The organism is Micromonospora sp. NPDC004551, from assembly GCF_040609975.1.
Lineage (GTDB): Bacteria > Actinomycetota > Actinomycetes > Mycobacteriales > Micromonosporaceae > Micromonospora.
In genome coordinates this window covers 516,226-540,007 of the sequence record NZ_JBEXLM010000001.1, presented here as the reverse complement: position 1 = coordinate 540,007, position 23,782 = coordinate 516,226, and the positions used below count along the sequence as shown (strand labels likewise).

Sequence of the window (23,782 nt, the reverse complement as noted above, 5' to 3'; positions counted from 1 at the left end):
GTGGAGGAAGAACGAATGCCGTACGTCCTGGGGTTGGACATCGGGAACACCGGCACGGCCGCCACCGTCGCGAGACGTCGGGGCGAGACCTGGGCCCGCCCCGAGGCCGTCGCGCTGGGTGGCCGGTCAACCGTCGTACCGTCGGTGCTGCACCTGGAGCCGGACGGGTCGCTCACGGTGGGCGAGCCGGCCACCGACGACCACAGCCGCACCACCCGCGACTTCGTCCGCCGGGTCGGCGACGACGTGCCTCTCCTGCTCGGTGGCGAGCCGTGCCCGCCGGAGACGCTGGTCGCGGAGCTGGCGGCGTGGGTGGTGCACCGTGTCGCCGCCCACGAGGACGCGTTCGCCGAGGCCGTCGTGCTCAGCCATCCCGCCGGGTGGGGCCCGCACCGGCGTGACCTGCTGCACCGGGCACTGTGGGCCCTCGACCTGCGCAACGTCACGCTGCTCCCCCGCACGGTCACGGTGGCCGAGAGCCATGCCGCGCGGGGCTTCCCGGGCACCACGGCCGCGGTCTACGCCCTGGGCGGCAACTCCTTCGAGGCGGCGCTGGTCCGTCGCAACGCGCGGGGCAGGTACGAGACGTTCGGCCTGCCGCAGGGCCTGGAGACGCTCGGCGGCACGGACTTCGACGAGGCGCTCGCCGAACACGTCCGCGCCGCGCTCGGCCGCGCGGTCACCGGTCCGGCCGGCGGGGAGACGTATCCGGGCCCGCTCGATCTGCTGGCCGAGTGCGACCGCGTCAAGCGCGAGCTGACCATCGGCACGGAGACCGACGTCATGCTCACCCTGCCGGACGGGCCGGTGCGGGTGCCGGTGACCCGGGCGCAGTTCGAGGACCTGATCCGGCCCGCGGTGCGCGCCACCGTCGACCTGCTGGTGCGGACCGTGCACTCCGCCGGCCTGACGCCGGCGCAGCTCGACGGCGTCCTCCTGGCCGGCGGCTCGGCCCGGATCCCGCTGGTGGCCGAACTGCTCGCCGCGGCGCTGCCCGTTGCCGTCGAGGTGGAGCCCGACCCCCAGCTGACCGCCGCGACCGGGGCGGCGCTGGCCGCCTGTCAGGTGGTGTCACCGCGCCCGCGCCGCCCGGCGCCGGTGCCCGCCTCCGCACCCGTCAGTGACGCCGGGCCCGCCGTTCCGGCGTGGCGGCACGCCGAACCGCATCAACCCCGGTACGGCGAGCCTCCGGCCCGCCCACCGGTCCGGATCACCCCGCTGAACCTGCCGAAGGCGTCCCGCCTGGTGCTGGCCCGGGGCCGCGGCCGGGACCGCGAAGGATGACCCTGATGATCATGAGCACCGCCACGGACACCCGGTTCGTGCCTGGCGCCGGGCCGGCCGCCCTGCTCGGCGCGGTCGCGGCGGATCCCGGGCGCCCCCTCGCCGTGGGCGTGACGGGTCCCGGCGGCCACGGGAAGAGCACCCTGCTCCGGGAGCTGGCGCGGGCCCACCGGGAGGCGGGCGGCACGGTGCGGGACGGCGCCCCGAGCCCGGACCGCCCGGCCGACCCGGAGGCCGTGCTGCTGGTCGACGACGCGCACCTGCTGGACGACACGCGGCTGGAGACGTTGCGCGGGCTGGTCGTCGGCCGCCGGCACCGGCTTCTGGTGGGCTACCGCCCGTGGCCCCGGTCGGCGGCGCTGGTCCGGCTGGCCGACGCGCTGAAACGGGACGGGGAGCAGGTCGTCCTGGGCCCGTTCACCGCCGAGCAGACCCGCGACTACCTGGCCGGCGTATCCGACCTGGGCCGGGGAGACGAGCTGGCCGCGTTCGTGCACGCCCAGACCGGCGGCGTTCCGCGGGACGTCGAGCGGCTGGTCCGCGGGCTGCGCGGGCCGGGGATCCCGCCCGGCCTCCCGACCGAGCCGCCGCGGCCGGCCATCCTCCCGTTCGGGCCGGACCTGGAGGAGCTGCCGCCCGACGTCCGGCGGCTGCTGCTGGCCGTCGCCGCGGGCGTGCCGCTGCCCGTGGACCTCCTCGGCCCGCTGCTCGACCGGGAGCCGGCCACGGTGGACGACCTTGTGGCGCACACCAGGGCGGCGGGCCTGCTCGGCGCCGACGGCCGGCTCGCGCCGATCGTGCGGCGGGCGGTCGTCGCGCTGAGCCCGGCCACCGAACGCACGGCGATCTGGCGCCGCCTCACCGAGGTGCAGCTCGGTCGCGGTGCGGCGGTGCTCCCGCTGGTCCGGTCGCTGCGCGCGGCCGGCGCACTCGACGACTGCCCGGCCGCGGCGCTGGAGGCCGCGGCCGAGGAGGCGCTGGGCGGCGAGCCCGCGCTCTCCGCCGAACTGTTCGCCGCGGCCACGGCGGCCGGCCAGCCGGCCGGCGCCCGGCAGGCGGTCGCCGCGGCGCTCGCCGGCGACCTGGAGACCGCGCTGCGCCTGGCGAACCGCCTGCTCGCGACGGCCCCGCCGGCCGTGCGGGCGGAGGCGGCCACGGTGGCGGCGACGGCGCTGGCGCACCGGGGCCAGGTGGAGCGCAGCGTCGAGCTGTACCGGTGGTCCGGCCTCGCCCCGTCCGCCGCCTTCGCCGCCGTCGGAGCTCTCGCGCTCGGCCGTCCGGCGGCGGGCGCGGACCTGCCGGACGACCCGGCCGGCGAGCCGCCGACCCTGCACGCCGGCGCCGCGCGGCTGATGGCCGAGGGGGTACGGGAGAGCGTCGCCGCCCCGCCGACCAGCGCGCTGTCCCGGCTGGTGCAGGCGACCGCGCTGCTGGAGCCCGACGGGCGCCGGGTGCTCCTGCCGGACAGCCCGGCCGCGCTCGCTGCCCTGACCGCGATCCACTGTGCCGAGCTGGACATCGCCGACGGAGTGCTGGACCGAGCCGTGACGACCGGCATCGGAGGGCCGCTCATGGCCCGCCGCCACCGGCTGCTGCAGGCCTGGATCCTGATGGTCCGCGGCCAGACGGCCGCCGCGGCCGACCGCCTCGCCACGATCACCGCCGGCGACCGGCCACTGGAGTCGCGCGACCTGCTCCTGGCCAGCGCACTCCGGCTCGGCATCGCTCGCCGCAACAGCGATGTCGGCGGGCTGCAACGCGGCTGGGGCCCGGCGCTGGAGGCGGTGGTCCGACACCCGGTGGACCTGTTCACACTGCTGCCCCTGGGCGAGCTGGCCGTCGCCGGCGCCCGGCTCGGCGACCTGGCCCGGCTGGAGCCCTACCTGCGGGAGGCCTGGCTCCTGCTGGACCGGCTCGGCGCCCCGGCGCTGTGGAGCGCGCCCCTGCACTGGACCGGGCTGCACGCCGCGATCCTCACCGAGGAGCCGGCCGCCGCCGACGCGCACGTCGCCGCCCTGCTCGCCGCCGCGGACCACAGCCGGTACGCCGCCGTGGCCGCCGCGGCCGCCACGGTCTGGGTCGAGGTGCTGCGCGGCGTCGTGGACCCGGTCCGGGTGGAGGCCGCCGCCCGCGGGCTGCACGACGCCGGGCTGTGCTGGGACGCCGCCCGCCTCGCCGGGCAGGCCGCGATCCGCACCTCGGACCGGCGCGCCATGACCAGCCTGCTGGAGTGCGCCCGGGTGCTCCAGGCCCGGCCGGCCGCCCCCACGGGCGGAGCGGACGACGGCTCCGCCCCGGTGGCCGACGTCGGCACCGGTCCCACCCGCTACCGCCTCAGCGACCGGGAGCACGAGGTGGCCGAGCTGGTGCTGGCGGGATTGACCTACCGCGAGATCGGCGACCGGCTCTTCATCTCCGCCAAGACGGTGGAGCACCACGTGGCGCGGATGCGGTCCCGGCTGAACTGCGCCAACCGGGCGGAGCTGCTGGCCCTCCTGCGCACCGTCGTCGCGGACCGGTCGAGCGTCGCGGGCCGGCGGCCCTGGCCGGATCGGGACTCCCGGTGAGCCGGCCGGCCGCACCGGGACCGGTGGGGCGCACCGGTGACCGCCGGCTGCGGCTGAAGCTCGGCGCGCTGGCCGCCGTGCTGCTGACCCTGTGGGCGTACGCCGCGGTGCTGACCGGCCGGGACGCCGCCGGGCTGGTCCGGGTCCGGGCCCTGGCGGACACCCTGGGCCAGCCCACCGACCTGCTGATCCTCGCGCTTCAGGGCGAACGCCGGCTGACCGCCGAGACGATCGCCGGTGCCGGCCGTATGCGGGCGTCGCTGGTCGAGGCACGCGGCCGGACGGACGGCGCCGTCGCTCCCGTACGCGCGTTCACCGAGGACCACGACCCGCGGCTGCTCACGGCGGGGGCCGTGCGGGACCGGGCCGACGAGCTGGTCCGGCAGTTGACCGGGTTGGCCACCCTCCGGTCCGGGGTGGACGGCGGGCGGCTCGACCGGCCCAGCGCGGTGGCCGCGTACGACCGGCTGATCGACGCCGCCTTCGCCGTGTACGGCCCGGAGTGGGGCGGGCGCGAGGACGAGCTGGCCGGCGAGACCCGGGCCGTCGTCGCGCTGGCCCGCGCCCGCGAGCTGCTCGCCCGCGAGGACACCCTGGTGGCCGCTGCCCTGGCCGGTGGCGGGCTGGGCGACGACGACCGGCCCCGGCTGGTGGAGCTGGTGACCACCCAGCGGTACGCCCGGACGGTGGCCGCCGAGGCGCTGCCGGCCGGCGGACGGGACCGGCACGGGCGGCTGGTGCAGAGCCCCCAATTCGCCGGCCTGCTGCGGATCGAGGACCGGCTGCTCGGGGCGGACGGCGGCGGCACGGCCGGGATCAGCCCGCGGAACTGGCGGGAGGCGGTCGACCCGGCCCTGAGCGGGCTGCGGGACCTGGTGACCGCCACGGCACGCGACAGCGTCGACCGGGCCGCCCCGGGCGCCGCGCTGGTGGTCACCCGGACCGGCGTGGTGGTGGGACTCGGGCTCATCGCCGTGCTCGTCGTGCTGGTCGGCTGGTCCCGCACGGTCCGCCGCCTGACCGGTGATGCTCCGCCGACCACGACCGCCACCGACGATCTGGTCCTGCGGCTGACCCGGCGCAACCAGTCCCTCCTGCACGAGCAGCTCACCCTGCTGAGCGACATGGAGCGACGGGAGCGGACGGCCGAGGAGACGGCCGACCTGTTCCGGCTCGACCACCTCGCCACCCGGATCCGCCGCAACGTGGAGAAGCTGGTGATCCTCGCCGGCGCGATGCCGGCCCGCCGCTGGCGGCGGCCGGTGCCGCTGCTCGACGTGGTCCGCGGTGCCGTCAGCGAGGTGCCGGACTACCACCGGGTCCTGATCGCACCGCACTGGCCGTGGACGCTCGCCGGGCCCGGCGTCACCGACGTCGTCCACCTGCTGGCCGAACTGATGGAGAACGCGTTGGCCTGCTCGCCGGAGCACACCACCGTCCGGGTCGCCGGTGAGCCGGGGCCGCGGGGTTGCACCGTGGTGATCCTCGACGACGGGCCCGGCCTGGACGCCGCCGCACTGGCCGAGGCGAACGAACTCCTGGGCCGGCCGCCCCGGGAAGGCCCGCCCGCCGGCCGCACCGGGTTGCACATCGCCGCCCTGCTGGCCACCCGGTGCGGCGCCCGGGTCTCGCTGCGTCCCGGCCCGCGCGGCGGGACCGCCGCCGTCGTCCTGCTCCCACCCGGTCTGGTCACCGGGACCGTACCCACCAGCGACGCGTCGACCCCGCACCCGCCGGCCGCGGTGGCCGACGGTGCCGGGCTGCCCACCCGGGTCCGCCCGTCCGGGGCGGCCCGGCCCGCACCCACCGCCCCCGAAACCCTCGCGACAACGCTCCGCAACAGCGGGAGAGGAACCGGATGACGTTTTCAGCGGTCGCCACCGACAACCTGACCGCCGCCCTCGACGGCCTCGTCGACCGGGTACCCGGGGCCGAGGTCGCCGTGGTCCTCTCCCCCGACGGTCTGCTGCTCGGCCGCTCCCGGCACGTGGCGGACCAGGTCGCGGAGCATCTCGCCAGCCTGGTCAGCGGGCTGTACGCCCTGGGGCAGGCCGCCGGGCGGGTGTGCCTGGCCGGCGGCCTGCGGCAGATCGTCGTGCAGATGGCCCGCTCGTTCGTGTTCGTCGCCACCACCCGGGGCGGAGCGATCCTCACCGTTCGGATGGCCGGTGACGCCGACGTCGGCGACATGGCGTACGAGGTGGCGCTGTTCGCGGCACAGGCCGAGCGGGCCCTGCCCGTCTACCTCGAAGCCCGGACGGCGGCAGGCGGGACCAGCGGTGCTCACCACCGGAGACCCTGACGAGGCGTGGTACGACGAGGACGCCGGGCCGGTGGCCCGGCCGTACACGGTGACGCGCGGCCGCCTCACGTCCGACCGGGGCCAGCTCGACCTGATCTCCCTCGTGGTGACCCGGCGGGCGGCCCCCGCCTCCGCGCGGCTGTTTCCCGAGCAGGCCCGGATCGTCGAGCGGTGCCGGCGTCCACTGTCGGTGGCGGAGGTCGCCGCCGATCTGGAGCTTCCGTTGGGTACCGTCCGGGTACTGCTCGGTGATCTGCTGGAGGCGGGGCTGATCGAGACGCACGAGCCGCCGGCACTGTCCGGGGCGTCGTCCAGGGAACTGCTTGAGGCGCTGCTCGACGGTCTCCGCACACTGTGACGGGCGGCGACCGCGCACCCCGGCTCGACGGACGACCTGAAGGGGGTAAGGCCCAGTGCCGGCACCACCGTCCCCACCCCGGCGGACCCTGCCGATCATCCTGTTGGACGGGCTCGTCGCCGCTGCCGGGGCCGTGCGTCGCGCCGTCACCGGCCGGCGGGACGGCTCGCGACTCGCCTACGTGGCCATCGTCGCCTCGCTGGGGGTGCTGCTGGCGACGGCGCTCTCGATCGTCACGGTGCTGCGCACCCCGGAGCAGCTGACGCCGGTGGCCGTCGGGCCCGGCGAGGGCGTGCCGGCGACCGAGCCGGCGGCGACCGGGACCCCGGATGACCGGCCGGAGCCGGGTCTCGCCACCGCCCGGGCGTCCGCACCACCCCTGACCTCGACCGCGCGGGCGGTGCCGGCGCCGCCGGCCACCCCGCACTCGACCGGGGCACCGTCGGCGACCACCCCGGCGCCACCGCCACCCGTCCCGCTGGGGGCCACCTTCGCCGTGGAGGACAGCGCCCTGCTCAGCTACGGCGCCGTGGTGACGATCGACAACCCCGGCCCGGTGGCGGCGCCGACGTGGACGCTGGTCGTCGTGCTGCCCCGCGAGTCGCTCCGGGTCACGTCGGTCACCGGGGCCCGGGCCAGCCAGGACGGCACGACGTGGACCTTCGTGCCGGAGGGGACCGACGGCGCGGTGCCCGGCCACGGCACGGTCCGGGTCACGTTCCGGGTGAGCGGCGCGGCGATCAGCGCCACGCCCACGGCGTGCACCATCGACGGCGCGGCCTGTGCGGGCCTGCCCGGCTGACCGCCGGTCCGGGCGTCAGTTGCGCCCGGCGGACGGCACCGCGCAGGCCGCGGTGCCGCCGGGCAGGCGGTGGCGGTTGCGGGCCACCCAGCGGTAAGCCGGCCAGGCGGCGGCGCGTACCGGAGGGAACCGGAGACCGGCACCGGCGATCCGCCAGAGCGGGTTGCTGGCCCCGAGCAGCCGGGCGATGGCGTCCGGGCCCGCGGCGCGTACGCCGTCGGCGCCGACCCACTGCACCGCCTCCTCGCACTCGGCGGGGGTGAGGCCGAGCGCGTCGAGGTCGGCGAACTGCCAGGGCAGCACGCGGGCCCCGGTCGGGATCCAGCGCTCGATCACCCGCGCGCACTGTGTGCAGAACGCGCAGTCGCCGTCGTAGACGAAGGTCGACGTCTCCATGCCTCCATCCTGCACCCCGCCCGCCCCACTCCGGTGCCCGGTGTTCGGCGGGTCACTTGCGCTTCATTCGTACGCGTGTTCGAATAAAGCACATGCGCTGGGACAACCTCTCCGCTCCCCCGGACGAGGGGACTCCCGACGGGGCAGCGCCAGCGGCTCCACCCCTGCCGCTGGCGCTCCCCGGCGCCGTCGCCCGCACGTTCGACACCCCCGGCTTCGCCGGCATGACCTTCTACGAGGTGCGGGCAAAGTCGATCATCAACCGGGTGCCGGGCCAGTCCCGCGTCCCGTTCGAGTGGACGATCAACCCCTACCGCGGATGCAGCCACGCGTGCGTGTACTGCCTCTCGGGTGACACGCCGATCCTGATGGCCGACGGCCGCACGAGGCCGATCAGCGAGCTGGAGGTCGGCGACCGCATCTACGGCACGGAGCGGCGGGGCGCCTACCGGCACTACGTGGTCACCACCGTGCGCGACAAGTGGTCGACGGTGAAGCGGGCCTACCGGGTGACGCTGGAGGACGGCACCACGCTGGTCGCCAGCGGCGACCACCGGTTCCTCACCGAGCGCGGCTGGAAGCACGTGACCGGCAGCATGCGGGGTGGCGGGCGGCGGCCCTACCTGACCACCCGCAACCGCCTGCTCGGCACCGGCGGGTTCGCCTCCGCCCCGAAACGCTCGGCCGACTACCGCCGGGGCTACCTCTGCGCCGTGGTGCGCGACGCCGACCACCCGGGCAGCCGCTTCCGGCTGGCCACCGCCGACGAGGAGGCGCTGGAGCGCGCGGAGCGGTTCCTCGCCGACGCCGGGATCGGCACGGAACGGCTGCCCGGCCCGCCGGTCCGGGCCGGCCGCCGGTCGACGACCCCGATCCGCACCGCGCGGCCCGGTGACGCCGAGGCGGTCGCCGAGCTGATCCGCCCGGCCGACGAGCCGACGGACGACTGGTGGCTGGGCCTCCTCGCCGGCACCTTCGACGCCGTCGGCAGTTGCCGCCAGGGCGTCTTCCGGATCAGCGTCGGCGACGACGAGAGCCTGCGCCGGGCGGGCACCGCCCTGGACCGGTTCGGCTTCCGGTGGGCGCTCGACGACCCGGGCAACCTCAACCGGGCCCGCCAGGTCCGGCTGACCGGCGGCCTGCCGGAGCGGCTGCGCTTCTTCCACCTGACCGACCCGGCGGTCACCCGCAAGCGCTCGATCGAGGGCACGGCACTCAAGTTCCGGGCCCGGCTGCGGGTGGCGAGCATCGAGGATCTCGGGCTGGAGCTTCCGCTGTGGGACATCACCACCGGCACCGGCGACTTCATCGCCAGCGGGGTGGTCAGCCACAACTGCTTCGCCCGCAACACCCACACCTACCTCGACCTCGACGTCGGCGCGGACTTCGACCGCAAGGTGATCGTCAAGGTCAACGCCGGTGAGCTGGTGCGGCGTGAGCTGGCCGCCCCGAAGTGGCGCGGCGCGCACATCGCCATGGGCACCAATGTGGACTGCTACCAGCGGGCCGAGGGGCGCTACGAGCTGATGCCCCAGATCCTCGCGGCGCTGCGCGACTTCGCCAACCCCTTCTCCATCCTGACCAAGGGCACGCTGCTGCTGCGGGACCTGCCGCTGCTGCGCCAGGCCGCCGAGGTGACCCGGGTCGGGCTGTCCTACTCGGTGGGGTTCGTCGACGAGGCGCTGTGGCGGGCGGTCGAGCCGGGCACGCCGAGCCCGCGTCGCCGGCTCGACGCCGTACGCCGGCTCACCGACGCCGGCTTCCCCGTGGGCGTGCTGATGGCGCCGATCCTGCCCGGGCTCAGCGACGACGACGAGTCGATCGACGCCACGGTCGCCGCGATCGCTGCATCCGGGGCCACCAGCGTCACCCCGCTGCCGCTGCACCTGCGGCCCGGCGCCCGCGAGTGGTACGCGCGCTGGCTGGCCCGCGAGTTCCCGCACCTGGTCCCGCGCTACCGGCAGCTCTACCAGGCCGGGGCGTACGCGCCGCAGCCGTACCAGCGGGAGGTCACCGCGCGGGTGCGAATGGCGACCCGCCGGCACGGGCTGCACCGGGGCGAGGCCGGCGACAACCGCCAGGTGCCCGAGACGCCGCCCGCCCCGGCCGCCGAGCAGCTCTCCCTGCTGTAGCCGGGCCCGCCTACGATGCACCCGTGCGGGAGATCATCGCTGCGGCGCTGCGCCGCCGACGCACCAGCGCCCTGATCGCACCGGCGGTGGGGTTCGGTGCCGGGTTGCTCTCCCAGTGGGCGGACTCGGCCGGCGGAGCCGCCGGGCTGCTGACCCTGGTCGCGCCGGTCCTGCTCCTCGTCCTGCTGTTCCGGGATCTCGTGCGCCGGCCGGGCACCGCGGAGTTGCGCATCGACGAGACCGCCCGGGCCTTCTTCTCGCCACCGGACCGGGCCCTCGGCTACCCGCCGATCCTGTGCGGGTGGCTCGCGTTCATGGCGGTCGACAGCGGGCACCGGGCCGCCGACGACCCGCTGCGGTGGGCACTGGTCACCGCGTACGTGGTGCTCGGTGTCGCGATCGCCACCGGGCATTGGCGGCGGATGCCGTTCGTCGCGCTGACCCCGGCGGGCGTCACCTGCGGCGCGCCGCGTCCGGTGGCCGTCGTGCCATGGGAGGCACTCGGCGCGGAAGCGCCGGTCGGGCCGGGCGCGGCGGGCCGCTACCTGCGCCTGCCGGTCACCCGGCCGGAACTGATCCGCCGGGTCGGCCGCGGACTACGACCGGGGGTCTTCGTGCCGGTCCGGGAGCTGACGGTCGCCCCGGCGCTCCTGGCCGCCGCCATCCAGCACTACGCCACCCATCCTCGGCATCGGGCGGCCATCGGCACCACGGCGGAGTACGCCCGGCTCCGGCACGCCCTCGGTGGGGCCCCTCAGCACGCCGCCTGACGCGGCGGTCCCCGGGTCGCCGAGGGCCGGCCGGGTTAGGCTCGGCGAATGCGTTCCGCCCAGCAGATCCTCGCCGACTCCGCCGTGATCGCCGTCGTGGGCGCGTCCCGCGACCCGGGCAAGGCCGCGCACCGCGTGCCGCTGGAGATGCAGCGGCACGGCTGGCGGATCATCCCCGTGAACCCGACCGTGGACGAACTGTTCGGCGAGAAGGCGTACCCGTCGCTGGCCGACATCCCGCACCCGGTCGACCTGGTCGACGTGTTCCGGCCGGCCCCGGACGCCGTCGAGGTGGTCCGGCAGGCGGTGGCGATCGGCGCGCCGGCGGTCTGGTTGCAGCTCGGGATCTTCTCGGCCGAGGCGCGGCGGATCGCCGAGGAGGCCGGCATCGACTATGTCGAGGACCGCTGCCTCATCATCGAGCGGGCCGCCGGCGGCCTGACCCGCCGGGGCTGACCTCCGCTCTACCCCGGCGGCGGCTCGGGGCCGAAGAGCAGGTCGAGCTGGGTGTCGAGGGCGGCCAGCGCGGTCTCCGGCAGGTAGTGCCCGCCGAGCAGGTAGATGCCGAGGCCCTCCATCACGGCCAGCAGACCGACCGCGGCCCGCTCCGGATCGATGCGCCCCTCGGCCCCGGCACGGATCTGGGCGGCGACGAAACCCAGCAGGGCGGCCGTCTCGTCGTGCAGCGCGGCGGCGACGGCGGGGCGTACGGCGGTGTAGGCCAGGAACGCCAGCGCGACCCGGCCGTCGGCTCGGCGCTCCTCGTCGAGGGGCAGCAGCTCGGCCAGCATGGTCCGCAGCAGCGTGCGCGGTGCGGGTGCCGCGCCGAGTGCGGAGATCGCCCGGGTCACCCGGGCCTCGTTGCGTTCCCGGACCACGGCGAGCGCGAAGGTCATCATCTCGTCCCGGGTGCGGAAGTAGTGCTGCACCATCCCGGCGCTGACCCCGGCCGCGGCGGCCACGTGGCGGAGGCTGACCGCCTCCAGGCCCTGCTCGGCCGCGACCCGCATCAGCGCGTCCGCGATGAGCGCCCGGCGCTCCCGGTGGTCGACCCGCTTCGGCATCTCCCCATGCTTTCACAATACGACTGCATTGACACCACGCCGTCGGGCGTTTTACATTGCGACTGCAATGCAAAAAGGATGAGAGGTGGTGCGGCATGAGGAAGACGCTCGACCTGCTACGCCGCGTGATCGTCTACGAGTGGCGGATGTGGCGGAGCCTCTACCGCTGGCTCCTGCGCCGACCGGTCGCCCTACCCGAGGGCGCCGAAGCGTTCGGCTACCTCGGTGCGGTCAAGCCGATCCTCGTCGCCTTCATCGCGCTCTCCGCCGTCGAGATTCCGATCTTCGACGTGATCATCCGGCACACCATGCCCTGGCCGACGGTTCGCGAGGTCGCGCTCGGGCTCGGCGTCTGGGGAGTGCTCTGGATGATCGGCCTCTACGCCGCCCTCCAGGTCCACCCGCACGTCGCCGAACCTGCCGGGCTGCGCGTGCGCAACGGCTTCTCGGTCGACTTCACGGTGCCCTGGGAGGCGGTGGCCCGGGTCGACGTCCGCCACCGCTCACTGGCCGGGAGCCGCACCGTGCAGGTGGAGCGGACCGAGGCCGGAACGGTGCTCAACGTGGTCACCGGCAAGCAGACCAGCGTCGACCTGGTGCTGCACCGGCCGCTCTCGGTCGGGCTGCCGAACGGCCCCAGCGAGCCGGTGAGCGAGATCCGCCTCCACGCCGACGAACCCGACGCCCTGGCCAGAAAGGCCCGCGACCACCTACCGGCACCGGACCCCACCACCACCCGGCGCCGCTGATCAAGAAGTTTGCGTCACCGGCGCGGCCGGATCCGACGCAAACTTCTTGATCAACACGACGCCACCGGGCCGGTGACGACGGCGGCGGCTCAGAGCTTGTACTCCTTCAGCAGGCCGCGGCTGATGATGGTCTTCTGGATCTCCGAGGTGCCCTCGCCGATGAGCAGGAACGGGGCCTCCCGCATCAGCCGCTCGATCTCGTACTCCTTCGAGTAGCCGTAGCCACCGTGGATGCGGAACGCCTCCTGGACGACCTCGGCGCAGTATTCCGAGGCGAGCAGCTTGGCCATCCCGGCCTCGACGTCGTTGCGCTGGCCGGCGTCCTTGAGCCGGGCCGCGTTGACCATGAGCGCGTGGGCCGCCTCGATCTTCGTGCCCATCTCGGCGAGCTTGAACGCCACGGCCTGGTGCTTCGCCAGCGGCTGGCCGAAGGTGCGGCGCTGCTGGGCGTACGCGACGGCCAGCTCGAAGGCGCGGATCGAGATGCCGCAGGCCCGGGCAGCCACGTTGACCCGGCCGACCTCGATGCCGTCCATCATCTGGTAGAAGCCGCGACCGACCTTCTCCTCGCCGCCGAGCACGGCCGAGGCGGGGACCGTCACGCCGTCGAGCACCATCTCGGTGGTCTCGACGCCCTTGTAGCCCATCTTGTCGATCTTGCCGGGGATGGTGAGGCCGGGGGCGGTCTCGCCGAAGCCGGGCTCCTTCTCCAGCAGGAAGGTGCTCATGTTGCCGTAGACCGAGTCCGCACCGGTGTCGGTCTTGACCAGGGTGGCGACGACCGAGGAGTACGCGCCGTTGGTGAGCCACATCTTCTGGCCGTTGAGCACGTAGTTGTCGCCGTCGCGGACGGCCTTCGACTTGATCGCCGAGACGTCGGAGCCGCACTCGGGCTCCGACATCGAGAAGGCGCCGCGCACCTCACCGGTGGCCATCCGGGGCAGCAGCCGGGCCTTCTGGTCGGCCGAGCCGTGCTGGGAGATCAGGTACGCCACGATGAAGTGGGTGTTGACGATGCCGGAGATCGACATCCAGCCCCGGGACAGTTCCTCGACCACGAGGGCGTAGGTCAGCAGGGACTCGCCCAGGCCGCCGTACTCCTCGTCGATGGTGAGGCCGAACAGCCCCATCTCCCGCATCCCGTCGAGGATGTCGGTGGGGTACTCGTCGGCGTGCTCCAGCCGCTGGGCGTGCGGAATGATCTCCTTGTCGGCGAACTCCCGGACGGTTTCCAGGATCGACCGCTGCACGTCGGTCAGGCCGGGCGTCTGGGCGAGTCGGGCCATCTCAGCCTCCGGGGGATCGGCGCATTACTCATGGGTAACTGAACGCTGGGTCAGTATCGGCCCCGCGCCCGGCGGAGCCAAGGTGACCAGTCCACACAACCGCTGTGAAAAGGTTCACCGCTGCGGGTAGCGTCCGCAAGAGAGAGGGCCGTCGACCTGCGACGAGAGGGCGGGGAGGGACGTGAGCCAACCACCCGGTGAGCCCGAGCAGCCACCGTCGCCGTACGAGCCGCCGGCCTACGGCCAGCCGTACGGGGAGCCGCAGCAACAGCCGCACTGGGGGCACCAGCCGCCCGGGGCCGCCCAGCCGCCCTACGCCCCGCAACCGCCCTACGGGCAGTACGGGCCGCCCGGCCCCGGCCCGCAGCCACGCGGCGGCGGGCCGAACGTGCTCGCCATCCTGTCGCTGGTCTTCGCGTTCGTCTTCGCCCCGGCCGGCATCGTGTGCGGGCACCTGGCCAAGCGGCAGATCCGGCGGACCGGCGAGGAGGGCGACCAGCTCGCCACCTGGGGGCTGATCCTCAGCTACGTCTTCACCGCGCTCGGCCTGCTGGTCTGCTGCGGCTGGATCGGCCTGGCCATCTGGGCCAACTCGGACAACGGCCGCACCTACTGACCGTCAGCGGAACTCGGCCTCCCGGACGCTGTTGCCGCCGTCGACCACCAGCATCTGGCCGGTGATGTAGGAGGCCGCCGGCGAGCAGAGGAAGGCGATCGCCGCGGCCACCTCGTCGGGCGTCCCGGGACGGCCCACCGGGGTGCCGAGACCCTGCTTGATCTCGACCATCGTGGACGCCGCGGTGTGGATGATGCCCGGCGCCACGGCGTTCACGGTCACCCCGTCGGCGATCATCTCCATGGCCAGCGCCCGGGTCAGACCGACCACACCGGCCTTCGCCGCCGCGTAGCCGGCCTCGGTGGGCAGCGCGTTGACCGGCCCGGCGGTGGCCGCCAGGTTGACGATCCGCCCCCAGCCCCGCTCGGCCATCCCGCCGATGAACGCACGGCTGCACAGGAACGCGGTGGTCAGGTTGCGGTCGATCTCGCCGCGCCACTCGTCGTAGGTCAGCTGGGCCACCGGCCGCAGCACCTCCGGGCTGGCCCGGCTGGCCAGGCCCGCGTTGTTGACCAGCACCTCGACGTCACCGAGCTGTTCGGCCACCGCGTCGGCGAGCGCGCCCACCTCGGACTCGTCGGTGAGGTCGGCGACGAAGCCGGTGACGCCCAGCTCGCCGGCCCGCTCGTGGATGCGCCGCGTGGTGGAGACGATGGCCACCCGGGCGCCCAGGTCGGCCAGGCGGCGCGCGGTCGCGTACCCGATGCCGTCCGGACTGCCCGCGCCGGTGACCAGCGCGACCCGGCCGTCCAGGCGCATCGTGGTCGGCTCGGCGAGCGGCGCCGGCTGGTCCTGGTCGGCGGAGCCGGCCGGTGCGCCGCCGCGCGGCCGGCGCACCAGGCCCGGCCGGCTGACGTCCCGTCGCGACCGACCACCGCGCGCGTCAAGTGCCATGCCGCGATCCTGCCCGCTGTGGACGTTGCGGGCAACGCGGCACCCGGAAGGGGGTCCTGCGACTTGCGCGCCGATGGCTACCCTGACCGCACCACGTCCATGGAGATGATCTGATGACCTATCCCCCACCGTCCGGTGGTTGGCACGACCCGTCGGCGGCGGCCGGACCGCAGTCGAGCCCGCCGGCCGACCCGACACTGCCGATGGCGGGTGCTCCGATCCCCAGCCAGCCCACCGCGGCCGACCCGTACGCGGGCGCCGCCTCGCCCTACCCAGCCCCGGGCTACCCACCGGCCGGCGGCGACCCGTACGCGGCCGGTTACGCACCGGGCGCCTATCCGCAGCCGGACACCCATTCACAGCCGGGCGCGTACCCGCCTCCGGCCGGTTATCCCGGATACGGCTACCCGCCCGCACCGAAGCAGAACGGCTTGGCCATCGCCGCGATGATCGTCTCGATCATCGGCGCCCTCGGCCTCTGCGGTTACGGCCTGGGCGGCTACATCGGCGTGGTGGGCGCGATCCTCGGCCACGTGTCCCGCAAGCAGATCAGGGAGCGCGGCGAGGGCGGCGAGGGCTTCGCCACCGCCGGCATCATCGTCGGCTGGATCGCCACCGTGCTGGCCGTGCTGGCCACCATCGCCATCGTGATCTTCATCGTCTGGGCGGCCAACCAGGACCCGTCCAGCACGACCTACTGAACCCGGCGGGCCGCCCCGGGTGCGAACTCGGGGCGGCCGGACCGGTCACTCCGACGGCGGGGTGAACGACGACGTGCGGCTCATCCCGGCGGCCCGGCCCTTGGCCGCGATCACCAGCGCCATCTTGCGGGACGCCTCGTCGATCATCTCGTCGCCGAGCATCACCGCGCCGAGCTTCCCGCCCGCCTCCGAGGTGTACCAGTCGTACGCGTCGAGGATCAGCTCGGCGTGGTCGTAGTCGGCCTGGGCCGGGGAGTAGACCTCGTTGGCCGCGTCGATCTGGCCCGGGTGCAGCACCCACTTGCCGTCGAAGCCCAGGGCCGCCGAGCGCTTCGCCACCTCGCGGAACGCGTCGGTGTCCCGGATCTGCAGGAACGGGCCGTCGATGGCCTGCTTGTCGTGCATCCGGGCGGCCATCAGGATCCGCATGAGGATGTAGTGGTAGGGGTCGCCCGGGTAGTCCGGGATCAGCGCGCCGACCACCAGCGACTTCATGTTGATCGAGGCCATGAAGTCGGCCGGGCCGAAGATGATCGTCTCGACCCGGGGCGAGGCGGCCGCGATGGCGTCGACGTTGACCAGGCCGGCCGCGTTCTCGATCTGCGCCTCGATGCCGATCCGGCCGACCTCCAGGCCGAGCGTCCTCTCGATCTGGGTGAGCAGCAGGTCCAGCCAGTGCACCTGCTCGGCGTTCTGCACCTTCGGCAGCATGATGCAGTCCAGGTTGGCCCCGGCGCCCTCGACCACCTCGATGACGTCCCGGTAGGTCCACGGCGTGGTCAGGTCGTTCACCCGGACCACCCGGGTCTTGCCGGCCCAGTCACCCTCGTTCAGCGCGGCCACGATGTTCTTGCGGGCGTCCGGCTTGGCCAGCGGCGCGACCGCGTCCTCCAGGTCGAGGAAGACCTGGTCGGCGGGAAGACCCTGGGCCTTGCCGAGCATCTTGACGCTGGAGCCGGGTACCGCGAGGCAGGACCGGCGGGGGCGACCGACTGCGGCCATGGGTGCGCTCCTTCCAGCGTCCGGCGGGCACGCCGACGCCACCAGGTGAAAGACGAGAACTTAACGATCCCAAAGGGCGTTGTGACGCCACGGTAACCTCGTGCCGTGACCGGGGTGAATGGACCTGTGGAAGATCTCACTGAGCGCCGGACCGTGGTGGTGACCGGCGCCAGCTCGGGCATCGGCCTCGCTGCCGCCGTGGACCTGGCGCGCCGGGGCGACCGGGTGGTACTGGTCGGCCGGGATCCGGCCCGGCTGCGCGCCGCCGGGGAGCGGGTGCGCGAGTGCTGCGGCGAGCAGCCCGAACTGTTCCGCGCCGACTTCGCCGTGCTGGACGACGTACGCGGGCTCGCCGAGCGGCTGCGCGCCGCGTACGACCGGATCGACGTGCTGGCCAACAACGCCGGGGCGATCGTGCTCCAGCCGGTCACCACGGTCGACGGTTTCGAGCTGAGCATGCAGGCCAACCACCTGGCGCCGTTCCTGCTCAGCAACCTGCTGCGGGACCGGGTCGGCCGGATGGTGGTGACCGCCTCCGGCGCGCACCGCAGCGGCGTGCTCGACCCGGACGACCTCAACGCCACACTGCGCCGCTACCGGCCGATGCGCGCGTACGGCACCAGCAAACAGGCGAACATCCTGTTCACCGCCGAGGCGGCGCGGCGCTGGCCGGAGGTGCCGGCGCACTCGTTCCACCCGGGCGTGGTGCGGACCCGGTTCGGCAACGAGAGCCGGCTGGTCGCGCTCGGCATGCGGCTGCTGCCGTTCCGCAGCCCCGAGAAGGGCGCCGAGACGCTGGTCTGGCTCGCCAACCAGGACCCGGCGCGACTGGTCACCGGCGGCTACTACGCCGACCGGCGGCTCCGCCGGCCGCTGCCCAAGGCGGCCGACCCCGCCCTCGCCGCCCGGCTCTGGACCGCCAGCGCCAAGGCCGTCGGGCTCGACACCTGAGCCGTCTGCGGGTCTCCCCGCCGGGTGGCTCGCTGCCATACTCCGCCGCATGACCGAACATGCGGAAGGGCCGTTGCTGGTCGCCCTGGTCGACCTGGGCGCCGATCCGGAGGCCGGCCGGCGGTACGAGGACGCGGTGCTCGCCCTGCTCGGGCGGCACGGCGGGCGGCTGGAACGCCGGCTGCGCACCGGCGACGGGACGACCGAGGTGCACGTGATCCGGTTCGCCGCGCGGGCCGGCTACGACGCCTTCATGGTGGACCCGGAGCGGGTGGCGCTGCGGGCCGCACTGGGTGACGCCGCCCCCACCACGAAGGTCCTCGACGTCCACGACGTCTGACCGCCCGCCTCCCCTTCACTTCAGCACGGCCGGCCGGCACCCTGGTGGCCGACCACTTCGCGGCGTACCTCTGAGGTTCACTCGGCGGGGTGGACCGGAACGCTGGTGACCACCACGCCGGGCAGCGCCCGCAGGGCGGCGCGGAGCCGCTGCTCGACGCGGCTGTGCAGCGGACGGTGCCAGCGGCGGCGGAGCACCACCTCCGGCACGATCACGGTCAGCGTCAGCTCGGGCCGGGTGGTGTGCAGCGCCTCCAGGTAGTGCGCGAGCGGCCCGATCACCGCCCGGTACGGCGAGACGATGGTCTCCAGCCGCAGGTGGTCGCCCCAGGCCTGCCACTGCTCGCGGAACCGGTCCGCCTCGGCGTCCTCCGGTGCGATGTGCACGGCCAGCGTCGGCTGGCCCAGCGACGCCGCGTACGCCAGGGCCCGCAGGGACGCCCGGTTCAGCCGGGCGACCGGCACGACGACCAGGTGGCGTACCTCCTGGGGCAGTTCCTCGCCCTCGGCGGACCCGGCGGGCCCGGGCGGCGCGGGCGCCGGCGGCTTGAGCGCCAGCGCCCGGTTCAGCGTGGCGTAGTGGCGGTGCACGCGCCGGAACAGCAGCACCAGCAGCGGCACGGCGATCACCACCACCCAGGCGCCCTCGCTGAACTTGGCCACGGCGGCGGTGAGCAGCACCAGCCCGGAGAGGGCGGCGCCGACGGCGTTCATCGTGAGTCGCCGGGCCCAGCCCCGCCCGCGACGGCGCCGCCAGTGCACCACCATGCCGGCCTGGGACAGGGTGAAGGCGAGGAAGACGCCGACGGCGTAGAGCGGGATCAGTCGCTCGGTGTGCCCGCCGAACGCCACGAAGACGATCGCGGCGGCGAGGGAGAGCGCGACCAGTCCGTTGCTGAACGCGAGCCGGTCGCCCATGTGCAGGAACCGGCGGGGGGCGTGGCCGTCCCGCGCCATGAAGAAGAGCAACCGGGGGAAGTCGTTGAACGCGGTGTTCGCCGCCAGCAGCAGGATCAGCGCGGTGGTGGCCTGGAGGAACGCGTACCAGGGGCCGGCCGGGAAGGTCACCCGGCCGAGCTGCGAGAGCAGCGTCTCGCCCGGCCGCGGAACCAGGCCGTCCAGATGGATCAGCCCGACCAGGCCGGCGAAGAGCGCGACCAGCATGGCGACCATCCAGCCCAGGGTGGTGCGGGCGTTGCGCCACTCGGTCCGCCGGAAGGCGGGTACCGCGTTCGACACCGCCTCGATGCCGGTCATCGACACCGCGCCGGAGGAGAACGCGCGCAGGATCAGCAGCAGCCCCAGTCCCTCCGCGGCCGGCACCGGCGGTGGCGACACCGGCGCGAAGCCCCGGCCCGCCGCCCGCGCGTAGCCGACCACCAGCAGCGCGAGGACCGCGACCACGAAGGCGTACGTGGGGAGCACGAAGAGGTTCCCGGCGGTGCGCACGCCGCGCAGGTTGCCGGCGAGCAGCACGGCGATGACCAGCACCCCGAGCAGCACCGTGAGCGGGGCGAGGCCGGGCAGCGCCGAGGTGACCGCGCCGACCCCGGCCGCCACCGACACCGACACCGTCAGCACGTAGTCGAGCATCAGCCCGGCCGCCGCCGCCAGTCCCGGCGTACGTCCCAGGTTGTCGCCGGCCACGATGTACGAGCCGGCCCCGTGCGGGTAGGCCGGGATGGTCTGCCGGTAGGACAACCCGACCCCGACCATCAGCAGCACCAGCAGGGCGGCCAGCGGCAGGGAGAGCCCGAGCGCGGCGCTGCCGGCCAGCACCAGCACGCCCAGCATCGCCTCCGGCCCGTACGCCACCGAGCTGAGCAGGTCGGAGGAGAGGATGGGCAGGGCGACCAGCTTGCGCATCCGCTCGTAGAGCACGGAGGCGCTGGAGATCGGCGGGCCGAACAGCGTCCGTCGGGCCCGGCTGAGCAGCCGCCCGGCCCGCGAGTGGGGCAGGTGGGCCGGCCCGGTCGCGACCAGCTCGCCCGGCTCCTCGACGGTGAACATCTCGATCGGCGCCAGCCGGCCGAACCGGGTCGGCTGCGGCGGCCGCCCGGTGCGGCCGAGCGTCGGGTCGACGGGCAGGTCGTCCGGGTCGCGCGGCGCCCGCCAGCGCTCCCCGATCCGGCCCAGGGCAGCCCGCTCCTCGTGGCCGAGCGGCGGGAACTCGGCCGACGGGGTGACGACCGTCCCCCGCTCGGCCTCGTCGCCGCCTTCCCGTGCCGCCCCCACCCCCCGCACTCTCACGGAAACCGGTCCGGCGGGGAGCGGTTTCCGCGAAAGCCGGTCAGTCGACCAGCGCTGCGGGGTCGGCCGGCACCGTGACCGGTTCGGTGCGGCGGCCGGCCCGGGCCCCGCCGAGGATGACGACGGCGACGCCGGCCAGCAGCAGGGCCAGCCCCGGCAGGGCGAGCGGACGGGGCAGCTGGCCGAGCCACACCCCGGCGAGCAGCGCCGCGCCGGGCGCCTCCAGCAGGATCAGCACGCTGACCGTGGTGGCGGAGACCCGGTGCAGGGCGTAGTTGAACATCGAGTGACCGAGCAGCTGGGCGCCCGCCACCAGGCCGAGGATCGCCAGCCAGGTGCCGGCGTCGTAGCCGTGCAGGCGTACCCCGCCGACCAGGCACGCCACCAGCAGGATCGCCGCACAGACCCCGTAGCAGATGGTGGTGTAGGTCGTGGTGCTGATGCTGGCGCGGGCGCGCTCGCCGAACGCCGTGTAGACCGCGGCGAACATGCCGCCGGCGACGGCCAGCAGGTCACCGGCGAACGCCCGGCCGGAGACGCCGAAGTCGGCGCCGGTGGCCAGCACCGCGCCGAGCACGGCCACCGCGATGCCGGCCCAGACCACCCCGGGCAGCCGCCGCCCCTGCCAGCGGGCGATCAGGCCCTGCCAGACCGGCTGGGTGGCACCCAGCGCGGTGGCCGCGGCCACGGAGGTGAGCTGCGCGCTCGGCATCCAGGTGGCGAAGTGGGCGGCCAGCGCGACCCCGGAGAGTACGCAGTACAGCCCCTCCCGCCGGCCCGCGCCGACGGTCAACGCCCGGAACTCGGCCCGCCGGGTCAGCGAGACCGGGCCGAGGACGGCCAGCGACAGCACGTTGCGCCAGAAGGCGATGGCGAGGGCCGGCGCGGCGGCGAACGCGACCAGCGGCGCGGAGGACGAGACGGCGGTGACGGCCAGCGCGAGCGCGCCGACGGTCAGCGCGTCGAGCGGCGGGCGGTGCGGAGGGTGGGACACGGAGAGCAATACTCACACGCCGCCCGGCACCACGGACCGTCATCACTCCGTTACGATCATGCACGTCCCGGCGATCCCCCCTCGACGTCCGGAGGCGTTCCCCGTGTCCAGATACCACGCGGTGCTGTTCGACTTCTTCGGCACGCTGACCCGGTGCGTCCAGCGCGGGTCCGCGCACCGCACCATCGCCGAGTTGCTCGGCTGCCCGGCCGACACCCTGATCGACGTGCTCGACCGCAGCTACTACCAGCGCGCCAGCGGGCGGTTCGGCAACGCCGAGGCGACCCTGCGCTGGGTCTGCGGGCAGGCCGGCGTGCACCCCTCCGACGAGGCGGTACGCGCCGCCGTCGCCTCCCGGCACCGGGCGGTGCGCGCCGACACCCGGCTGCGCGCCGAGGCGGTGCCGGTGCTGGCCGCGCTGCGCGGGCAGGGCGTCCGCACCGGCCTGATCAGCGACTGCACCCACGAGCTGCCGGCGTTCCTGCCCCAGCTGGCGGTCGCGCCGCTGCTCGACGTGCGGATCTTCTCGGTGCAGGTCGGGCGCTGCAAGCCCGATCCGGCGCTCTACCTGGCCGCCTGTCACCGGCTCGACCTCACCCCGGCCGACTGCCTCTACGTCGGCGACGGCGGCAGCCAGGAACTCACCGGCGCCGAGCGGACCGGCATGACCGCCGTCCGGCTGGCCGCGCCGGACCTGGCCGGTCACATGGTCTTCAACGCCGACGACGGCTGGAACGGCCCGGTGCTGACCTCGCTCACCGAGGTGCTCGGCCTGCTCGACCGGGTCGCCGTCGGCTGACGGCCGCCGGGCCCGGCCGGCGGGGGGGGTCAGTGGCGGCGGGTCAGCGGCGGCGGCTCAGCGGCGGCGGACCTTGTGCAGCCGGAACGGCTTGCGGGTGGCCCGGACCACCGGTGCCTCCCGGGGCTGCTCGGCCAGCGACCCGGCCGGCAGGTCGGCGCCGGACACGGCGGCGCCCGCCGGGCTCAGCCGGGTCAGCGCACAGCCCTCGGCCGCCCAGCGGGCCACCAGGTCGGCGGCGGGCCCCGGGGCGTTCAGCCGCTTCGCGGCGACCAGCGGCGCGGCGGTCTCCCACTCCTCGCCGCCCGGCCGCAGGCGGGTGACCCGGGCCGGCCAGGTCACGATCCGGCCGCCGTGGTCGCCGCGCAGCGTCACCTCGGCCGCGCCCGCGTCGGCCAGCCCCGGGGCGGACTGCTCGCCCGGGCCGGTCACCACCAGCAGCGCGCCGTCGAGCGGCAGGCACCAGAGGCCGTACGCCGGACCGCCGTCGACGCTGACCCAGCAGACGGCCGCCTTCTTCACGGCCTCGTCCACCAGCGGTGTGGCGGTCCGCTCGATCTCGTCGCTCACTCCGGCATCCTCCCGCATCCCGGCCCGGGTGGACCACGTCCTCAGCGGCACGCTACCGCGCCGCGACCGGCCGCCTCAGCCGACGAAGGGCGGAACGGCGATCTCGCCCCGGGCCACCGGCATGACGTGCCCGGCGACCGTCGCGCCCACCGCCACCCCGCCGGCCGCCGTCACCGTGCAGGCCAGCGCGGACGGCCGGTTGATCTCGATGCCCTGGCGGACCGCGTACTCGGAGCGGCCGTCGCCGGGCAGCAGCCCGCTGGCCACCAGCCAGACGCCCAGGCCCAGGGCGGCCGAGCCGGTCGCCGGGTCCTCGGGCACGCCGAGGCCCGGCACGAACACGCGGGCGTGCGCGGTTTGGGAGTCGGCGTCCCAGGAGAAGACGCTGACGTGCTCCACCCCGTACCGCTCCGCTGCCGCCGCGTTCACCTTGGCGCGGGCCACCGCGTCCGGACGGACCGGAAGGTAGGGGAACTCCAGGCCGCAGCCGGCGACCCGGGGTGCCGGGCCGGCGTGGTCCGCGGCGGTCAGACCGGCCATCTCCAGCAGCGGCTCCGGGTCCAGCTCGGGTCCCAGGGTCGGGGTGCCCCCGGTGAGGGTCGCGCCGGTCGGGGTGACCTCGATGGGCAACACGCCGGCGCCGCACTCCTGGGTGACCCTGCCCACATCGAACAGGCCGCGCCGGCTCGCGGTCACCGCGGCGCCCACACTCGGGTGGCCGGCGAAGGGCAGCTCCTCGGCCGGGGTGAAGATCCGCGCCCGGTACGTCGCGCCGACCTGCGTGGGCGGCAGCACGAACACCGTCTCGGACAGGTTGAACTCCAGCGCGAGCGCCTGCATCTGCTCGGTGGCGAGCCCCTCCGCGCCGAACACCACGGCCAGCGGGTTGCCGGCGAACGGGCGGTCGGTGAAGACGTCCACGATCTCGTACGCCAAGGTCGACATGTTGATAAACA

Annotated in this window: 24 protein-coding genes; 15 read left to right on the top strand and 9 right to left on the bottom strand. The window is 74.9% G+C overall.

Features of this window, described 5'->3' with window-relative positions; all coding sequences use genetic code 11:
• Positions 1-15 precede the first annotated feature (15 nt).
• From ABZW14_RS02730 to ABZW14_RS02705, 6 genes are read left to right on the top strand one after another with little or no spacing between them, the layout of a single operon-like run.
• Entirely contained in the window at positions 16-1,284 is a 1,269-nt protein-coding gene (locus ABZW14_RS02730) for an Hsp70 family protein (protein WP_355338635.1), read from the top strand.
• An 11-nt stretch (positions 1,285-1,295) separates the two neighbouring features.
• Positions 1,296-3,851 (top strand): LuxR C-terminal-related transcriptional regulator, encoded by a 2,556-nt coding sequence (locus ABZW14_RS02725; protein ID WP_355338633.1) that lies wholly within the window; start codon positions 1,296-1,298, stop codon positions 3,849-3,851.
• Entirely contained in the window at positions 3,848-5,713 is a 1,866-nt protein-coding gene (locus tag ABZW14_RS02720) for a nitrate- and nitrite sensing domain-containing protein (RefSeq protein ID WP_355338630.1), read from the top strand. The genes ABZW14_RS02725 and ABZW14_RS02720 overlap by 4 nt, the downstream gene beginning before the upstream one ends.
• Positions 5,710-6,153 carry a roadblock/LC7 domain-containing protein gene (locus ABZW14_RS02715; RefSeq protein ID WP_355338627.1) on the top strand — a complete coding sequence of 148 codons (444 nt, stop codon included), beginning with the start codon at positions 5,710-5,712 and terminating at the stop codon, positions 6,151-6,153. Before ABZW14_RS02720 ends, ABZW14_RS02715 begins: the two co-directional genes overlap by 4 nt.
• Complete coding sequence (locus ABZW14_RS02710) at positions 6,131-6,511, top strand: DUF742 domain-containing protein (RefSeq protein WP_355338624.1); 381 nt, start codon at positions 6,131-6,133, stop codon at positions 6,509-6,511. Before ABZW14_RS02715 ends, ABZW14_RS02710 begins: the two co-directional genes overlap by 23 nt.
• A gap of 55 nt (positions 6,512-6,566) precedes the next feature.
• Positions 6,567-7,313 (top strand): cellulose binding domain-containing protein, encoded by a 747-nt coding sequence (locus ABZW14_RS02705; protein ID WP_355338621.1) that lies wholly within the window; start codon positions 6,567-6,569, stop codon positions 7,311-7,313.
• A 15-nt stretch (positions 7,314-7,328) separates the two neighbouring features.
• Here the strand turns inward: ABZW14_RS02705 and ABZW14_RS02700 are convergent, their stop codons facing one another.
• Positions 7,329-7,709, bottom strand: a complete 381-nt coding sequence (locus ABZW14_RS02700) for a DUF393 domain-containing protein (RefSeq protein ID WP_355338618.1) — start codon at positions 7,707-7,709, stop codon at positions 7,329-7,331.
• Between the two features lie 92 nt (positions 7,710-7,801).
• Here ABZW14_RS02700 and ABZW14_RS02695 point away from each other — a divergent pair, with 92 nt between their 5' ends.
• The 3 genes from ABZW14_RS02695 to ABZW14_RS02685 are packed head-to-tail and all read left to right on the top strand — an operon-like array spanning position 7,802 to position 11,067.
• Positions 7,802-9,841 carry an intein-containing Rv2578c family radical SAM protein gene (locus ABZW14_RS02695; RefSeq protein ID WP_355338615.1) on the top strand — a complete coding sequence of 680 codons (2,040 nt, stop codon included), beginning with the start codon at positions 7,802-7,804 and terminating at the stop codon, positions 9,839-9,841.
• Between the two features lie 23 nt (positions 9,842-9,864).
• The gene (locus ABZW14_RS02690; protein ID WP_355338612.1) at positions 9,865-10,611 is read left to right on the top strand and encodes a hypothetical protein; all 747 of its coding nucleotides are present in this window, start codon (positions 9,865-9,867) and stop codon (positions 10,609-10,611) included.
• A 48-nt stretch (positions 10,612-10,659) separates the two neighbouring features.
• On the top strand, positions 10,660-11,067 hold the full coding sequence (locus ABZW14_RS02685; protein ID WP_355338609.1) for a CoA-binding protein: 408 nt from the start codon (positions 10,660-10,662) through the stop codon (positions 11,065-11,067).
• 8 nt (positions 11,068-11,075) lie between these two features.
• Here ABZW14_RS02685 and ABZW14_RS02680 read toward each other — a convergent pair whose 3' ends face one another.
• The gene (locus tag ABZW14_RS02680) at positions 11,076-11,675 is read right to left on the bottom strand and encodes a TetR family transcriptional regulator C-terminal domain-containing protein (RefSeq protein ID WP_355338606.1); all 600 of its coding nucleotides are present in this window, start codon (positions 11,673-11,675) and stop codon (positions 11,076-11,078) included.
• 95 nt (positions 11,676-11,770) lie between these two features.
• On the opposite strand from ABZW14_RS02680, the gene ABZW14_RS02675 reads away from it, so the two are divergent.
• Positions 11,771-12,424 carry a hypothetical protein gene (locus ABZW14_RS02675; RefSeq protein ID WP_355338603.1) on the top strand — a complete coding sequence of 218 codons (654 nt, stop codon included), beginning with the start codon at positions 11,771-11,773 and terminating at the stop codon, positions 12,422-12,424.
• A gap of 89 nt (positions 12,425-12,513) precedes the next feature.
• Here the strand turns inward: ABZW14_RS02675 and ABZW14_RS02670 are convergent, their stop codons facing one another.
• Entirely contained in the window at positions 12,514-13,710 is a 1,197-nt protein-coding gene (locus ABZW14_RS02670; protein WP_154229816.1) for an acyl-CoA dehydrogenase family protein, read from the bottom strand.
• Positions 13,711-13,891: 181 nt separating this feature from the next.
• Here ABZW14_RS02670 and ABZW14_RS02665 point away from each other — a divergent pair, with 181 nt between their 5' ends.
• Positions 13,892-14,326: a DUF4190 domain-containing protein gene (locus ABZW14_RS02665; protein ID WP_355338599.1), complete on the top strand. Its 435-nt coding sequence runs from the start codon at positions 13,892-13,894 to the stop codon at positions 14,324-14,326.
• A gap of 3 nt (positions 14,327-14,329) precedes the next feature.
• Here ABZW14_RS02665 and ABZW14_RS02660 read toward each other — a convergent pair whose 3' ends face one another.
• Entirely contained in the window at positions 14,330-15,220 is an 891-nt protein-coding gene (locus ABZW14_RS02660) for an SDR family NAD(P)-dependent oxidoreductase (RefSeq protein ID WP_355338596.1), read from the bottom strand.
• Between the two features lie 113 nt (positions 15,221-15,333).
• On the opposite strand from ABZW14_RS02660, the gene ABZW14_RS02655 reads away from it, so the two are divergent.
• The gene (locus ABZW14_RS02655; RefSeq protein ID WP_355338593.1) at positions 15,334-15,921 is read left to right on the top strand and encodes a DUF4190 domain-containing protein; all 588 of its coding nucleotides are present in this window, start codon (positions 15,334-15,336) and stop codon (positions 15,919-15,921) included.
• A 45-nt stretch (positions 15,922-15,966) separates the two neighbouring features.
• Here the strand turns inward: ABZW14_RS02655 and ABZW14_RS02650 are convergent, their stop codons facing one another.
• Entirely contained in the window at positions 15,967-16,923 is a 957-nt protein-coding gene (locus ABZW14_RS02650; protein ID WP_355338590.1) for a CoA ester lyase, read from the bottom strand.
• A gap of 126 nt (positions 16,924-17,049) precedes the next feature.
• Here ABZW14_RS02650 and ABZW14_RS02645 point away from each other — a divergent pair, with 126 nt between their 5' ends.
• Both ABZW14_RS02645 and ABZW14_RS02640 read left to right on the top strand, forming a co-directional pair.
• Positions 17,050-17,874: an SDR family NAD(P)-dependent oxidoreductase gene (locus ABZW14_RS02645; protein WP_355338587.1), complete on the top strand. Its 825-nt coding sequence runs from the start codon at positions 17,050-17,052 to the stop codon at positions 17,872-17,874.
• A 49-nt stretch (positions 17,875-17,923) separates the two neighbouring features.
• Positions 17,924-18,214, top strand: a complete 291-nt coding sequence (locus tag ABZW14_RS02640) for a hypothetical protein (protein ID WP_355338584.1) — start codon at positions 17,924-17,926, stop codon at positions 18,212-18,214.
• A gap of 77 nt (positions 18,215-18,291) precedes the next feature.
• Here the strand turns inward: ABZW14_RS02640 and ABZW14_RS02635 are convergent, their stop codons facing one another.
• Both ABZW14_RS02635 and ABZW14_RS02630 read right to left on the bottom strand, forming a co-directional pair.
• Positions 18,292-20,448 carry an APC family permease gene (locus tag ABZW14_RS02635; RefSeq protein WP_355338581.1) on the bottom strand — a complete coding sequence of 719 codons (2,157 nt, stop codon included), beginning with the start codon at positions 20,446-20,448 and terminating at the stop codon, positions 18,292-18,294.
• A 55-nt stretch (positions 20,449-20,503) separates the two neighbouring features.
• Entirely contained in the window at positions 20,504-21,457 is a 954-nt protein-coding gene (locus ABZW14_RS02630; RefSeq protein ID WP_355338578.1) for a DMT family transporter, read from the bottom strand.
• A gap of 103 nt (positions 21,458-21,560) precedes the next feature.
• Between ABZW14_RS02630 and ABZW14_RS02625 the strand changes: the two genes are divergently transcribed.
• Positions 21,561-22,256 (top strand): HAD family hydrolase, encoded by a 696-nt coding sequence (locus ABZW14_RS02625; protein WP_355338575.1) that lies wholly within the window; start codon positions 21,561-21,563, stop codon positions 22,254-22,256.
• 57 nt (positions 22,257-22,313) lie between these two features.
• On the opposite strand, the gene ABZW14_RS02620 is transcribed toward ABZW14_RS02625, so the two are convergent.
• Together ABZW14_RS02620 and ABZW14_RS02615 are read right to left on the bottom strand one after the other, a co-directional pair.
• Positions 22,314-22,844, bottom strand: a complete 531-nt coding sequence (locus tag ABZW14_RS02620) for a hypothetical protein (protein ID WP_355339390.1) — start codon at positions 22,842-22,844, stop codon at positions 22,314-22,316.
• Positions 22,845-22,901: 57 nt separating this feature from the next.
• Positions 22,902-23,771, bottom strand: a complete 870-nt coding sequence (locus tag ABZW14_RS02615) for a PhzF family phenazine biosynthesis protein (protein ID WP_355338572.1) — start codon at positions 23,769-23,771, stop codon at positions 22,902-22,904.
• Positions 23,772-23,782 lie beyond the last annotated feature (11 nt).